Below are 13,520 nucleotides of genomic sequence, written 5' to 3'. Positions count from 1 at the left end.
CCCGCCCCTCTTCGGCAACCTTCCCAAGTCTTCCCACGTTCGATGGAATCCGGAGTTCCCATGACGGTCAAACTGAACGCCTCCACCCTCGCCACCCTGGACCGCAGCGTCGCCGTCCCCCACTACGACCCCACACAACTGAAGTCCGGCATCGTTCACTTCGGGGTGGGTGCCTTTCACCGCGCCCATCAGGCCATGTACCTCGACCGCCTGCTGAACACCGCGGCCAGCTCCGAATGGGCCATCTGCGGCGTGGGTCTGCTGCCAGGTGACGCCCGCATGCGTGACGTCCTCACCGCGCAAGACCACCTGTACACCCTCGTCACCCGCTCCCCGGAGGGACACTCAGAAGCGCGCGTCATCGGCGCCATCCGCGAGTACCTGTACGCGCCGGACAGCCCCGAAGCGGTCCTGGCGAAACTGGCTGACCCCGCCACCAAAATCGTCTCCCTGACCATCACTGAAGGTGGCTACGGCATCAACAACGCCACCGGGGAATTTGACCCCTCCACGCCGGACCTCCAGCATGACCTGACCGCAGGTGCCGTGCCCCGCTCCGTCTTCGGGTTCATCACCGAGGGCCTGCGCCGGCGGCAGGAACGCGGCATAGCGCCCTTCACGGTGATGTCCTGCGACAACATGCAGGGCAACGGTCACGTCACTGCCCGCGCCTTCATCAGCTTCGCCCGACTGAAAGACCCGCAGCTGGGCGAATGGATCTCGCAGCACGTGGCCTTTCCCAACTCGATGGTGGACCGCATCACGCCCGTCACCACCCCGCAGGTCCAGCAGGACGTGACCGACCAGTACGGGATTGACGACGCCTGGCCCGTCGTAGCCGAGTCCTTCACCCAGTGGGTTCTGGAGGACACCTTCACGCTGGGCCGCCCGCCCCTCGAACAGGTGGGCGTGCAGGTCGTGCGTGACGTGGAACCGTACGAGCTGATGAAGCTCCGGCTGCTCAACGCCTCGCATCAGGCCATGGGCCACCTGGGCCTGCTGGCCGGGTACACCTACGCGCACGAAGTCTGCCAGGACCCCCTCTTCGTGGACTTCCTGATGGGGTACATGACGGAGGAAGCGACCCCCACCCTGCACCCCGTGCCGGGAGTGGACCTCGCGGCGTACCGGGAGCAGCTCATCGCGCGTTTCTCCAGCACCGCCATTCAGGACACCCTTGCCCGACTGGTGGTCGAAGGATCCGAACGCATCCCGAAATTCCTGCTTCCCGTCGTCCGGGAGCGCCTCGCCGCGGGAGGATCCGTGGACCGCTCGGCCCTGGTGGTGGCCGCCTGGAGCCGGTACGTCGCCGCCACGCACGAGGGACGCTACCCCGCCCTGGTCGATCCCCGCGCTGAAGCCCTGACGGCCGCCGCGGTCCGTGACACCCAGCGGCCGGGAGCGTTCCTCGAACTTCAGGACATTTTCGGGAACCTCGGGCAGCAGACGGTGTTCCGCACGGCGTACCTGAATGCACTCGAAGTCCTGGACACCCACGGTCCCCTCGGGGCACTCCAGGCGATCGCGCCGCACCAGCCGTCCCCCATCTCTCCAGCCAAGTCCGAGGCTGCTCACCCTCAACCGGGCCGCAGCACCCCGGCGCATAAGGAAGCCCCATGACTTCTACTGAGCTCCCCCACGCTCCTGCCCGTTCCTCCCGCACCAGTGTTCTGCACGGCATTCGTGACCTGCGGTGGGAGACCCGCGACGTCGGTGTTCCCGGTCCCCGCGAGGTGCGCGTGCGCGTGCGCCGCATCGGGGTGTGCGGCAGTGACATCCACTACTACACCCACGGCAAGATCGGCCAGTACGTGGTGGACGCGCCCCTGATCCTCGGCCATGAAGTGATGGGCGTGGTCGACGCCGTCGGTGAAGGCGTCACCCGGGTCAAGGCCGGCGACCGGGTCGCCCTGGAACCCGGGTACCCCTGCCGGCGCTGCGCGTACTGCAAACGCGGCGAGTACAACCTCTGCCCGGATATGACCTTCATGGCCACGCCGCCCGTTCACGGCGCGCTGTCCGAGCATGTGATCTGGCCGGATGATTTCGTGTTCCTACTCCCGGACAGCCTGAGTGACGACGCGGGCGCCCTGATCGAACCGCTCGCGGTAGGCGTGTGGGCTGCCCGCAAGGGAGAGGTCACCCCAGGGCAGAGTGTCGCGGTCTTTGGGGCTGGTCCGATCGGGTGCACCACACTGCAAGCTGCCAAGGCTGCCGGCGCGACCACCCTGATCGCGGTGGATTTGGAGGATTTCCGGCTGGACCTGGCCCGTCAGGTGGGCGCCACCCACACGATCAACGCCCGGCATGAGGACCCCATCGGGCGGATTCGGGAAATTACCCGTTCAGACCTGCCTGAGTCGCATGCCGGCGTGGACGTGGCGTTCGAGACGGCCGGAAGCCTGCCCACCACCCGCCTGAGCCTCGCCGCGCCCCGCCCGGGAGGCTCGACCGTCCTGGTGGGGTTGCCGCCGGATCCGGAGGTCAGCCTGGACATCGTGTCCGCCGCCAGCCGGGAAGTGACCATCCGGGGCGTGTTCCGGTACGCCAACTGCTACCCCGCGGCCATCGCCCTCGTGGAAAGCGGGGCGGTGAACCTCGACACGCTGGTCACGCACCGGTACACGTTCGACCAGACGCCTGAGGCGTTCGAATTCGCGGATCGCGAGAAGCGCACCAGCATGAAGGTGATGATCGACGTTGGCTGAGCGGTCCCCGCCTCCCTCTCCTGGAGCCGTGCCGGAAGGCCTGCCACTCATCGTGAGTGCAGGGGAGGCGCTGACGGATCTGGTGACGGCGGGCGGGCCGCACTGGAACGCCCATCCGGGTGGAGCCGGCTGGAATGTCGCCCGGGCCTGCGCCCGGTTGGGTGTCCGGACCGCGTTCGCCGGAGCGGTGGGGCAGGACAACTTCGGTGATGACCTCGTCCGCGAGAGTGCCCTGGCGGGGGTGGACCCGCGGTTCCTTCAGCAGGTCCCCGCCCCGACCCTGATGGCGGTCGTGTATCAGCTGGACCCGCCGGCGTACCGCTTTCTGGGGGAAGGCAGCGCGGACCTCCACTTTGATCCCGGGAGGCTCCCGGAGGGCTGGATGAGAGCGGCGCGGTGGCTTCACGTCGGGGGGATCAGCCTGAGTCGCTGGCCCCTGGCGGACACGTTGCTGACGTTGATCCAGTCCGCCCGGGCGGCGGGCGTGCGGGTGAGTTTTGACCCGAATGCCCGCATCACCCACCGCCATCCGGAGTACCCCAGGGTGTTCGAAACGGTGATCCGGCAGGCGGACCTGGTCAAGCTCAGCGATGAGGACCTCCAATTTTTCTTCCCGGACCAGCCTGAGGACGACGTGGTGCGTCACCTGCGTGCCCTGAATCCGGAGTGTCCCATCGTCATCACGCGTGGGGCGCAGGGCGCGACCTTACTGCACCCAGCGGGTCACCTTGACCTCCCAGCCGTTCCAGTGCAGGTCGTGGATACGGTTGGCGCGGGGGATGCGCTGTGCGCCGGGATGCTGGTGAGTGCCACCACCCGGCTGGAAGCAGCGTGGGCAGACCACCTTCAGATGGGCTTGCAGGCGGCCGCGGCGGCCTGTCGCCGTGCTGGAGCTTACGCCCCCACCCAGGCTGACCTCTCCGCGCTGGTCGCTCAGGTCGGGTCAGGCCACCTGGAATGAAAAGCCATCAGTCTTCCTGGCGAAGGGAAGTGACGATGCACGACCCTACACTTTTGTGCCCTTCCCGCCGGACTCCTCCGGGATGACTTCATCTTTCTCTTCCCTCTCGCGGCGGCCGGTCCTGGTACTGCTCGCCTTCCTGGCTTTCTTCAGTCTGGGACTGCCGGATGGCCTGCTGGGCGTTTCGTGGCCTTCAATCCGCAGTTCCTTTGACGTGCCCCTCGGCGCCCTGGGCCTGCTGGCTTCCTTCGCGACCGCCGGGTACCTCACCGCCAGTTTCCTCAGTGGCCGGATCCTGCGTGTCCTGCCGATCGGCAGCATGCTGGCCCTGTCGACGCTGGCCGCCGCCCTCGCCCTGCTCGGCTTCGCCCTGACCTCCTACTGGCCCGTACTGCTGGCTTTCAGCTTCATCGCCGGACTTGGCGGGGGGGCCATCGACGCGGGCCTGAACGCCTACGGGGCTGTGCACTTCAGCGCCCGCACCCTCAACTGGCTGCACGCCTCCTGGGGCCTGGGCACCACCATGGGACCGCTGATCGTCACGGGCGTCCTGACTTCCGGGAACGTGTGGCGCTGGAGTTACGTCATCGTGGGCGGCACCCAACTGCTGCTCGCTCTCACGTTTTTCTTCACCCGTCAGCGCTGGGTGGATGGGGTAAAAGCGAGTGAGGCGCACACCCCGCCTGTTCCCGCCGCGCGCACGCGGGACACCCTGCGCCGTCCGGTCGTGTGGCTGGGCATGCTCACCTGCTTTCTGTACGGCGGTGTGGAAGTGGCCACCGCGCAGTGGAGCTACTCGCTGCTCACCCTCGGCCGCGCGGTTCCCGAAACCACCGCCGGGCTGTACGTGAGCCTGTACTGGGGGAGCCTGATGGCCGGACGGATTCTGTTCGGCGTGGTGGCCCACCGGGTGTCGCTGGTTTCTACGCTGCGGTGGTGCCTGATCGCCAGTGTGGCTGGTGCAGTGCTGTTCTGGCTCGAACCGACCCAATGGCTTTCCACCGCTGGGCTGATGATGCTCGGCTTGTTCTTCGCGCCCATCTTCGCGTCACTGATCAGCCTGACCCCGATGCGGGTGGGTGCAGCACACGCGAACAGCGCCATCGGCTTTCAGATCGCCGCCGGTGGCCTGGGCGGCGCGGCCCTCACTGCGCTGATCGGCGTGATCACCCGTTGGGCGGGCCTGGAAGCGATCGGGTTCTCTATTGTCATCGCTGCGGTGCTGCTGCTGGCCGTGTACGAAGGCTTGACGCGGGCCGGGCGCCAGGAACCGGTGCTGGAGACCGTCCCGGGGTAAATGCCGCTCTCGGGCGCCCGCCCTGCCGAGTGGATGAACCAGCCGCGTGGTGCAGGCCCAGCAGTTGGTGAAGTCAGTCCCATCTGTCATCCGTTGCGTGCTGTTCGGAGGTTGTCATGAGCGAGTCCTTGCTCCCCGAGTGGGTACGTACCCTGCTGGCAGAGCGCTACCCTTACCCGCCCCGCCGGGATGAACCCATGAGCCTGGTCTGGAAACACGTGGTGCTCCGCCCACCCACGTCTTCCCCCGCAGACAGTGGCCCACCCGCTCCACTCTCCGCATTGCTGGCTCCTCCACTTCTGCCACTGGATCAGCAGCACATCCAGTCGCGCGTGTCGACACGCCGGAAACCATGAGGACGCGCGGACAGTGGAGAGCCTGCGTGAGGTGGTCACGGGGTGATCCGGACCGTGAGAGGGGTGGGATTCGCGCTCGGAACTCCACGCTGACCAGATACTGTCATACGTGCTCACCGCCGCTTCACCCTACAGCCAACTGAGGCCCATCGCTAAAGCCAGGCACGCAGGGCGGGACACAGAGGCCTGAAAGAATCAGGGTGTAGCGCAGGCGAGACGGCGGTACCATCGTTGTCGCTCAGCTGAGTTCGACCTCCAGAACGGGCTGTCCAACTCCATGCTTGTGTAGTGCGCACCTGCCGCAGACGGCCAACTTGTCCGCACCATGCGTGCTGCACGTAAAAAGTCCCTGTCAATCACCGCTCTACAAAATTGCCCTCTCCACCAAGGAAGTGCCATGTCTTCTCCCTCCGTTCGAACCGTCCCTCCCACTCCGGCATCGCACCTTCTGGGGGTGGGCCTGCTGCTCTTTGTTGCCTTCGTGTGGGGCACCATGTTCGTGGTGGTGAAAAACCTGACCACCGTGCTGAGCACCGCCGAACTCATGACCTGGCGGTATGTCCTCGCGGCCTTGCCGCTGCTGCCCTTCCTGCGTCACGCCACCTCACCCCATCTCTGGCGGCATGGCGCTGTCATTGGCGTGCTGTTGTTCGTCGTCGTCAGCACCCAGACAGCTGGTCTGGCGTTCACCACGGCCAACCGTGCCGCGTTCATCACTGGCCTCGCGGTGATTCTGGCACCGCTGGCTACCGCGTTTCTGGCGCGTCAGCGGGTGCCCTCAGCGGTCTGGATTGGGGCGGTCCTGTGCCTCGTGGGCCTGGCCTTTCTCTCTCTCGAGGGCACCCCTCTCAACATCGGCGACGCACTGGTGCTCGGCACGGCCGTGAGCTACACCGCTTACGTGCTGTTCCTGGGAAAGGTCGCTCACCTCCACGCGGCGCTGACCTTAACCACCATCAGCATCCTGACGAACGCCCTGCTGAGCGCCGTATGGATGTTCGGGCAGGCATCCCTCGCCGCCACCCCGCTTCACCTGCCGCCAGTGAGCACCTGGGGGGCGCTGGTGTTTGTCAGTCTGATCGGCACGGTGGGGATGTACCTGTGTCAGATTCACGGCCAGCGCCGGGTCAGTCCCAGCGAGACCGTGATCATTCTGTCGCTGGAGCCGCTGTTCACCGTGCTTGCCTCCTTGGTGTTCCTGCATGAGGCCATTGGTCTACGCGGCATGCTTGGCGCGGTGCTGATGATCGGCGGACTGCTTTACAGCCAGCTTGTGCCGATGGCCAACGCAAGAAAGGCAGGGCAGGACACCTGAGCTTGAATCAGCAGGTGGCTGGGAGTGGAGGCCGGGATGTGGGGGTCACGCAGATGGCGACCGGAAAGTCAGCGGGGAAATGGGCCGCGAGGTCGAGGAGCGGCCTGGTTCCACCTGCTCAAGTGCCAACGACAATCAGCCTGTGCACAAGCATTTCTCATTGTGCAGTGACAATGCAGTCAGAGGATTGCTGTGTGCCTGAAATGGATGGTGAAAGGCTTTCCGCGCTCAGCGGGGGGCACTCCTGAGCGCTTGACTCTGGTTGTCCCTTCAGGCGGACTGGAGGAGGGCCTGAAGCCGTGCGAAGGCAGGCGTGGCCTGGTATGCCCGGAGGGCCTCCGTGAAGGCTCGCAGGTGTGGCAACCCGGTCCGCCCCGGCTTGATCGCGATGCCCAGCACGCGCGGCAGAGGGACCGGCAGGGGATGAACCATCAGGTTCTCCCGCAGGGGCAACACGGCCAGCCGGGGCATCACGGCGAGACCCAGGCCGTGTTCCACCATCGACAGCATCACTTCATCCTCGGCAATCTCCTGCACCACCATGTCAGGTGGAAGGAAGCTCTGGAGGTGGCGGTGCACGGTCGCGTTGCAGGCGTGCTCCTGGGGGAACAGCAACAGGGGCTGAGCCTGAAGCATATCCGCAGTCAGTGGACCAGCCTGGTGGGAACGGGGGCACACGACCACGTAATCGTCGTGAATGACGGGTTGGGTCAACAGCGGGGTCTGGGCGCTCAGCTCGAGAAAAGCGACGTCGGCCCGGCCGTCCTGCACGAGCTGCTCTCCACCCTCGCCGAGCGTGCCGTCCAGGATTCGGACCTGGAGTCCCGGGTGGCGGCGGCGCAGCAAAGCCAGGATGGGAGGCAGCAGGTGCACGCCCAGGCTGCGGAAGGTCGCCACGGTCAGCGTTCCTTCCAGTGCGCGGCGTTCGTCCACGGCCAGCGCGAAGTCTTCACTGTGGTGTACGGTCAGCCGTGCGTGAGGCAGCGCACGCTCCCCGGCCGGCGTGAGGGTAATGCCCCGGGGGGACCGCTGGAACAGGGGCTGACCATGCAGCTGCTCCAGCGCCTGCACACTTTCACTGACACTGCTGGGGGACAGGCCGAGGACCACAGCAGCCCGCCCGAAACTGCCAGATTCTGCCGCAGCGACGAAGGCGCGCAGTTGAATCAGGGTGGCCGTGGCGGGCATGGTTCACTGTACTGCCGGGTCCCCGGAAGTTCCGATGACTGTCCATGCGAGTCTCGGATGTTGCCCCGTAGGCAAGCGAGGAGCCCTCACCGACACTGAGCGGCATGCTTCGTCTCGCCACACCGCTTCCCGTCCTGCCGGCTGTGCCGGCCCTGTTGTTGTCGGTGCTCAGCGTGCAGGGCGGAGCGGCCATCGCCAAGGGCGTGTTCCCGCTGATGGGAGCAGTAGGCACGACGGGACTGCGAATCGGGCTGTCAGCCGTGATCCTGCTGCTGGTGTTCCGGCCGGCCCTGAAGACGTTGACGGCCGCGCAGTGGCGGGCAGTGCTGCCGTACGGGGTGGTGCTGGGCACCATGAACCTGCTGTTCTACCTCTCCCTGGCACGCATCCCCCTGGGGCTGGCCGTGACCCTGGAGTTCGTCGGGCCTCTGTTGCTGGCGGTCTCGGGATCACGCCGGGCGCTGGATGTGATCTGGGTGCTGTTCGCCGGGGTGGGTGTGGCGATGATCACGCCCTGGAGTGGCGGGGGCACGGATGGTCTGGGCATGCTGCTGGCCCTGCTGGCTGGAGGGTGCTGGGCGGCGTACGTGCTGCTGGGCAGCCGGGTGTCTGAGGTGATGCCCAGTGGCACCGGCGTGGCGGTCGGGATGGTGGTGGCCACGCTGACGGTGGCGCCGTTCGTGCTGCTGTCTGGAGACCTGAGTCACCTGACGCCTGGGTTGCTGGTGACGGGTGCTGCGCTGGCGGTGCTGTCGAGTGCAGCGCCGTTCACGCTGGAACTGGTGGCGTTGCGTACCCTGCCGTCGCGGACCTTCAGCGTGCTGCTGAGCCTGGAACCGGCGGTGGCAGCGATCTGTGGGGTGGTGTTCCTGCATGAGGTGCTGGCACTCAGCGGCTGGGTCGCGGTGACACTGGTCGTGGTGGCCAGTGCGGGCACCGCTCTCACGACCCGGACCCCGCGGGCTCCTGACCAGAGCGATAAAGTCCTGTAAACGTGAGGATGTATTGCTAAAGCATCCCCATTCCTCCTCACCCCACCTCACTCCTCTCCCCTTCCCGCACCAGCACACGCCCAGGCAGAGCATCAATGAGATCAGGGAAGGTGGGGAAGAATGCGAGCACCAGAAGCGAGTAAGTCACTTCCATGTGTTCGCTCATCAATGAGCCGGAGCCACTACCCGGCAGCGACGGTCGAGTCCTCCAACAGGCTGTCGTACGCCAACGTCGCAGCGAGAGCCATCACCAGGGGAGGGGCGTCGCCCGTCAGGCTGACATCCGCGCCAATCCTCTCCCCGCCCAACCGCCCTTTCACCCCATCGTCCGTGATCGTGAGCATCACGTCAAAACCACTCATCAGTCCACCGCAACGCCCAGCCACACTGCTGCCGCTGGCGGTCAGGTCGACGTTCCTGCCCAGCATCCCGCCTCCCAAGCGACCGGACAGGGTATGGTCGCCCAGCGCAAGGTTGACATCGTGGCCAATTTTCGAGCCACCAAGCCGTCCTGTGATCTGCGTTCTTGTGATCTGGAGCCTCAGGTCACGGCCGACATGCATCCCGCCAATCCTTCCTTTGAGCTGGTCGCTGGTGCCGCTGAGTTTCACGTCATAGCCCTGGGAACGGCCACCCACCCGACCCGTCACGGTTGTCATGTGAACAGTGTTTCATAAGCAGCGCAGTCGCAGACGGCGTCAAGCTGCTGGGGGAGGCCTGCCACCAGTTCGAGGTGGCGAGTTCCGGACATCCGGGCTGACGGGGACGAGCCAATTCGTCACGAACGAGATAGATTGCCCCGGCAAGGGCTGACAGAGGAAATCGCGTTTCACACCCCGGGTGCTGCGGTACGCGTCACAGGTTGGAAAGCTACTCAGGACCCCACTGCCAGACGCCAGCTCCACGGCGAGAGGCCACCGGAGCTGGAGCCCGACAAATCTTCTCCCCGACCGCCGGGAGCGCGACTAGACTTCAGCCATGACTGAGGCTGTGACTCCCGCCTTGATGACGCTGCGACGGGATTAGCGTGTCGCGCTGGCCGTAGCCGCATCCGGGTTCCTGCTCAACCTCACGTTCGGCGTCACCCACCGCAGTTCCACCTCATGGACCCAGAACGCCGGTAGGGACGAGTCCGTAAGCTTCGGCTCGTCGCCGCCGATCATTACGTCCGGCTGGCGGGTGGACTTCCTGGACCTGGCGCTGTGCGCGCTCGCCCTGACCCTGGCCGTGCGCGCACGCCGCGCGTTTCTGGAAGGCGCGCAGACCTCCCACCTGCCGCCCGCCGAGCAGTGGTGGTGGCTGGGCGTCCTGGCGGTGACTGGCATCAAACTGCTGATGGCCGTGCGGCTCTACGGGTAGATGCCGTGCCACCGCAAGACGATGTGCCCGTACTCCGTTCCATGCAAAGGCGTACGAAAAGGGCGGGTGGACATGAGGTCCACCCACTTGGGCACTCCTCCTGCACCACAGCCGGGAGTCAACCCCGACCGTCTGCTCGGTCTTCACCAGGGCCCATCACCCCTCCGTCGCGTAGACGCTTTCATCTGCGGCGGTCTGTACTGCCGGCGCGGTGGCGTCGTACGTAGTGGGAAGCGCCGGGCCGTACGCAGGTTCACGTTCCGGATAAAAGTAAGGCCTGTGGCTCCGGGATTTCCGTCTCCAGGAAGGTTCATCAGAACCAAGGTGTCCCAGTAGAACGCAAACGCCCTCACGCCTGCCTGGACCTTGCGGTACTGTCAGGCATGAGCCTCGTTCTTCTTGCTGCGGCCCTGAGCTCAAGTGGGACCATGTCAGAACCACAGGCGGCTACGACATTGACGTTCGAGTGCGGTCCGTCGCTGCACTTCACTCAGAAGCTGCGGTGCAGGACACCAGAGGTGCAGTCCTTGCCCGAGTGGAGCCAACGCCTCCCGCAACCGTCGACCGGTTCGTGCCCAGGCTTCCTGAAAACGATGTGCAGAGTTCCCGCCGATCAGGACGATAGGTTTGGGGTGACCTACCGCCGTCTGGAAGGTATGTCAGACGTTGTGATCCAGTCAAAACCTGTCTTGAACATGCTAATCCTGCCACCAAAACTGGAGTGAAACCCTGGATGCATCTGACTGAACCTCAGATCAAATCTGGTGGATCCCGTTAATTCTGGACGTCAAAGCATACACCCCTGGAATCCCAGATAGCGAAGAACCGCGAAGAAACCATCAGGTACAGAAGGGAGAGACGCAGATGAAACAAGGCATGACACTGCTTGAGAAAGCACGACATTTTTTCCACACCCTGTTTAAGGGCAGAGAGCAGCAGGGCGGTCCTGGGATGCGGACCAACAGCGTCTTCTTTCAACCGCGGGCCGATCATACGGGAGGCATACCTGGCCCCTTTTTTGAACGCAAAGACCGTCTACCACCTGAGGTGGAGCAAAAACCGTTGGATTTCGGAAATCACACCGAGTCTACTCGTCGTTAGAGTGGGGTTGTGACCCGGTCGTCCGTGCCGTGCCCAGAGCGGCAGAGGGTAGTTTTCTGGAAGGAGCACTCGGTACGGCCTGGAGTTCGGTCGATTTTGCACAGGTGAACGTGCAAATGTATCTAAAGAAACCCGCCTCCAGTCACCTCCCCCACCCCCATCCCACCTCTCCCCTGCCCGCGCCAGCTCACGCACAGGCAGGGGGCCAACACGATCAGCGAAGATGACGGACACCAGCCCAGGCGCATGCAGGAACTCCTTTAGCTGTACTCTGCCACTTCTTTTCTGTGTCCGATACGGCTTTGAGCTTGGTACTCCTCAAAACTGATCTTGCGCCGTTACAGGAGCCGGCTTTTTGATGCCCCTTAGGTATTTTGATGGGGGGCCAGCCGTGCGCCATCGCGTTGTACATGTGCGCGGACTGCCACCACATAGATGACCGTGTACACGGCGATCACCAAAGCAGCGCCACGAGAAAATATCACCGCGTTGTGGTGATCACCCCACGCCATGGCGATATTGAGGGCATTGTTGGCATATTCGGTTTGTACCCTGTGGAGTGTCTCGAGATAGCTGTGCGCGACCAGGGGGAAGTACACGGTGGTGAAGGCGTGCAGGAAGCGGAGGGGAAGGAAGCGTGCAGTCTTCGGTGAACGGGTCTGCCAGACGCGCAGGGTCAGCCAGGAGAAGGCCGCGACGCTGGCCATGACGAGTACAGTCCCCACAAATTGCATGTCCACACCTTAGCCTAAAGGCGAGCGGGCCCATCAGCAATCCACCCTAGATCGGCTGTTTTAAGCCTGGAATGAGCAGCAAGCCTTGGAGGTACACCGGGCACCAGTTCCGCTGTGCTTTGTGGCCGAGCTCGGCCTGAAAAGAAGTGGCAGAGTCGAGTTAGAAGCCATCCCAAAAACGGAAGCTGGGCAGTCTGATGGCTCACCTGAAGATATGAAGTCTTAGAAGCATGACCCGGACCACCGTTGTTACACGGTGGTCCGGATTGAAGTTGTCCTGATGTGGGTCAGCGAATGACTCTCAGTTCCAAAGGCGCCCACCGATCCCCGTAGCCTGGCGTCCGGTACTCCCTGATGCCCACCACGTGCACCGACATGCTGACGGTCCTGAGAAGGAGATCTTCCGGCAACGTGGGATTGTCGTTAAAGAGGATGTCCACGTCGGCCATCATGGTCCCACCATCGCCCCGGCTGGGACCAACGTTCACGATCTCGGCAAGGCTGTCCTTCGACAATTCATTTGAGAAGTACACGCGAAGTTCCACCGGTGCCTCGAGAGGAGGATCAATCGTCACGACGACCGTCACCCGCTTTGTCTCTCCATCCCGGCCACTCACGGAGGCCGGCTCGAAGCGTGTCGTGATGGCCAGGCGCCTCACGTCAATCGTGACCAGCGCGCTCGCCACGTCCTGCCCATTGCGGCTGGCGATCAGCCGGTACGAACCGCGCTGATCCTCACTCCTGAGGGGGAGCCCGTAGGGTGCAGCAATGGTGATGTCGCGTGTCGCGGTCCCGGGACCGCTGAAGTCCACTTGGGTGGTCACTAGTTGCAGATCCACATTGTAGGGTGCGGTCTTTTCCAGGCGCAGATCCAGCGGGCCGCCCAGGTTCACGTTTGACGAGAAGGTCGCCTTCAGGTTCGCGCTGTGCTTGTGGAAAAGCAGCAGCTCCTGTGGAGCCAGGCTCATCTGCACGTTCGGGGTCGTGGGGGGTGTAGTGGCCACGCAGAAGATCTTGGGTTGCGCCCAGTCAGCATGGTCGAAGTTGATGCCGTTCCCCGCATCCGTCACCACCAGCCTCAGTTCCTGCTTGCCGGTGATGTCCAGGTCCACCTGTCGGGCGGGGTCCTTGCCTTTCATCGCCCCGCTGTCGTACGCCTTGACGCCATCCAGGAACACCTGGAACACCACCTTGCCTTTCTTGCCGACCTCGTCGTCCACCCCGACATCCGCCGTGAACCGTGTGCAGTTCGCTCCGGTGCCTTTGAGGCTGAAGCGCAGTTCACTGCCCGCATGAACGCCGTACCCGCGGGTGTACGTCTTCCCGTTGATGCTCAGCGTCTTTCCGTCTCCGGCGGCCTGTTCGCCGTTGCTGCGGTCGATTTCGACGGGACCCCAGCCGTTGGAGGCGGCGAGGATGGGTTCAAAGTACAGGTTGTTCTCGCCGGGCGTCAGGCTCAGGGTAGTGAGGCGGCCTTCGGGGGCTGTATAGGACCAGGGGTAACTCGCT

At 64.4% G+C, this 13,520-nt stretch carries 12 protein-coding genes; 8 read left to right on the top strand and 4 right to left on the bottom strand.

The features are described from left to right. Positions 1-60 precede the first annotated feature (60 nt). The 6 genes from IEY49_RS15575 to IEY49_RS15550 all read left to right on the top strand — a co-directional run bounded on the left by IEY49_RS15575 (position 61) and on the right by IEY49_RS15550 (position 6,637). The gene (locus tag IEY49_RS15575; RefSeq protein WP_189010429.1) at positions 61-1,620 is read left to right on the top strand and encodes a mannitol dehydrogenase family protein; all 1,560 of its coding nucleotides are present in this window, start codon (positions 61-63) and stop codon (positions 1,618-1,620) included. After that, the gene (locus IEY49_RS15570; protein WP_189010427.1) at positions 1,617-2,708 is read left to right on the top strand and encodes an NAD(P)-dependent alcohol dehydrogenase; all 1,092 of its coding nucleotides are present in this window, start codon (positions 1,617-1,619) and stop codon (positions 2,706-2,708) included. The genes IEY49_RS15575 and IEY49_RS15570 overlap by 4 nt, the downstream gene beginning before the upstream one ends. A gap of 28 nt (positions 2,709-2,736) precedes the next feature. After that, entirely contained in the window at positions 2,737-3,669 is a 933-nt protein-coding gene (locus IEY49_RS15565; protein ID WP_189010425.1) for a carbohydrate kinase family protein, read from the top strand. A gap of 82 nt (positions 3,670-3,751) precedes the next feature. Then, positions 3,752-4,966 carry an MFS transporter gene (locus IEY49_RS15560; RefSeq protein ID WP_189010423.1) on the top strand — a complete coding sequence of 405 codons (1,215 nt, stop codon included), beginning with the start codon at positions 3,752-3,754 and terminating at the stop codon, positions 4,964-4,966. 116 nt (positions 4,967-5,082) lie between these two features. Further along, complete coding sequence (locus tag IEY49_RS15555) at positions 5,083-5,322, top strand: hypothetical protein (protein WP_189010422.1); 240 nt, start codon at positions 5,083-5,085, stop codon at positions 5,320-5,322. A gap of 397 nt (positions 5,323-5,719) precedes the next feature. Then, positions 5,720-6,637, top strand: coding sequence for a DMT family transporter (locus IEY49_RS15550; protein ID WP_189010420.1), 918 nt, complete (start codon positions 5,720-5,722; stop codon positions 6,635-6,637). Between the two features lie 270 nt (positions 6,638-6,907). On the opposite strand, the gene IEY49_RS15545 is transcribed toward IEY49_RS15550, so the two are convergent. Further along, a complete protein-coding gene (locus IEY49_RS15545; RefSeq protein WP_189010418.1) occupies positions 6,908-7,825 on the bottom strand; it encodes a LysR family transcriptional regulator in 918 nt (305 codons plus the stop codon). Positions 7,826-7,929: 104 nt separating this feature from the next. On the opposite strand from IEY49_RS15545, the gene IEY49_RS15540 reads away from it, so the two are divergent. Further along, a complete protein-coding gene (locus tag IEY49_RS15540; protein WP_189010416.1) occupies positions 7,930-8,817 on the top strand; it encodes an EamA family transporter in 888 nt (295 codons plus the stop codon). Positions 8,818-8,999: 182 nt separating this feature from the next. Here IEY49_RS15540 and IEY49_RS15535 read toward each other — a convergent pair whose 3' ends face one another. Continuing rightward, complete coding sequence (locus tag IEY49_RS15535; RefSeq protein WP_189010414.1) at positions 9,000-9,476, bottom strand: hypothetical protein; 477 nt, start codon at positions 9,474-9,476, stop codon at positions 9,000-9,002. A gap of 520 nt (positions 9,477-9,996) precedes the next feature. On the opposite strand from IEY49_RS15535, the gene IEY49_RS15530 reads away from it, so the two are divergent. Then, positions 9,997-10,176, top strand: coding sequence for a hypothetical protein (locus IEY49_RS15530; RefSeq protein WP_189010412.1), 180 nt, complete (start codon positions 9,997-9,999; stop codon positions 10,174-10,176). A gap of 1,466 nt (positions 10,177-11,642) precedes the next feature. Here IEY49_RS15530 and IEY49_RS15525 read toward each other — a convergent pair. Together IEY49_RS15525 and IEY49_RS15520 are read right to left on the bottom strand one after the other, a co-directional pair. After that, complete coding sequence (locus IEY49_RS15525; protein ID WP_229780852.1) at positions 11,643-12,011, bottom strand: hypothetical protein; 369 nt, start codon at positions 12,009-12,011, stop codon at positions 11,643-11,645. A 287-nt stretch (positions 12,012-12,298) separates the two neighbouring features. Beyond that, on the bottom strand, positions 12,299-13,520 hold a 1,222-nt coding region (locus IEY49_RS15520; protein WP_229780844.1), incomplete at its 5' end, for an NPCBM/NEW2 domain-containing protein.

Source organism: Deinococcus malanensis, from assembly GCF_014647655.1.
Taxonomy (GTDB): Bacteria; Deinococcota; Deinococci; order Deinococcales; family Deinococcaceae; genus Deinococcus; species Deinococcus malanensis.
Note: the sequence above shows the minus strand (reverse complement) of the source record. Positions and strands in the feature narration are given on the sequence as shown.

Excerpts from the sequence above, each read along its gene's own strand:
- IEY49_RS15575 (WP_189010429.1), top strand. The coding sequence starts at position 61 with ATGACGGTCAAACTGAACGCCTCCACCCTCGCCACCCTGGACCGCAGC.
- IEY49_RS15570 (WP_189010427.1), top strand. The coding sequence starts at position 1,617 with ATGACTTCTACTGAGCTCCCCCACGCTCCTGCCCGTTCCTCCCGCACC.
- IEY49_RS15560 (WP_189010423.1), top strand. The coding sequence starts at position 3,752 with ATGACTTCATCTTTCTCTTCCCTCTCGCGGCGGCCGGTCCTGGTACTG.
- IEY49_RS15555 (WP_189010422.1), top strand. The coding sequence starts at position 5,083 with ATGAGCGAGTCCTTGCTCCCCGAGTGGGTACGTACCCTGCTGGCAGAG.
- IEY49_RS15550 (WP_189010420.1), top strand. The coding sequence starts at position 5,720 with ATGTCTTCTCCCTCCGTTCGAACCGTCCCTCCCACTCCGGCATCGCAC.
- IEY49_RS15545 (WP_189010418.1), bottom strand. The coding sequence starts at position 7,825 with ATGCCCGCCACGGCCACCCTGATTCAACTGCGCGCCTTCGTCGCTGCG.
- IEY49_RS15540 (WP_189010416.1), top strand. The coding sequence starts at position 7,930 with ATGCTTCGTCTCGCCACACCGCTTCCCGTCCTGCCGGCTGTGCCGGCC.
- IEY49_RS15535 (WP_189010414.1), bottom strand. The coding sequence starts at position 9,476 with ATGACAACCGTGACGGGTCGGGTGGGTGGCCGTTCCCAGGGCTATGAC.
- IEY49_RS15525 (WP_229780852.1), bottom strand. The coding sequence starts at position 12,011 with ATGCAATTTGTGGGGACTGTACTCGTCATGGCCAGCGTCGCGGCCTTC.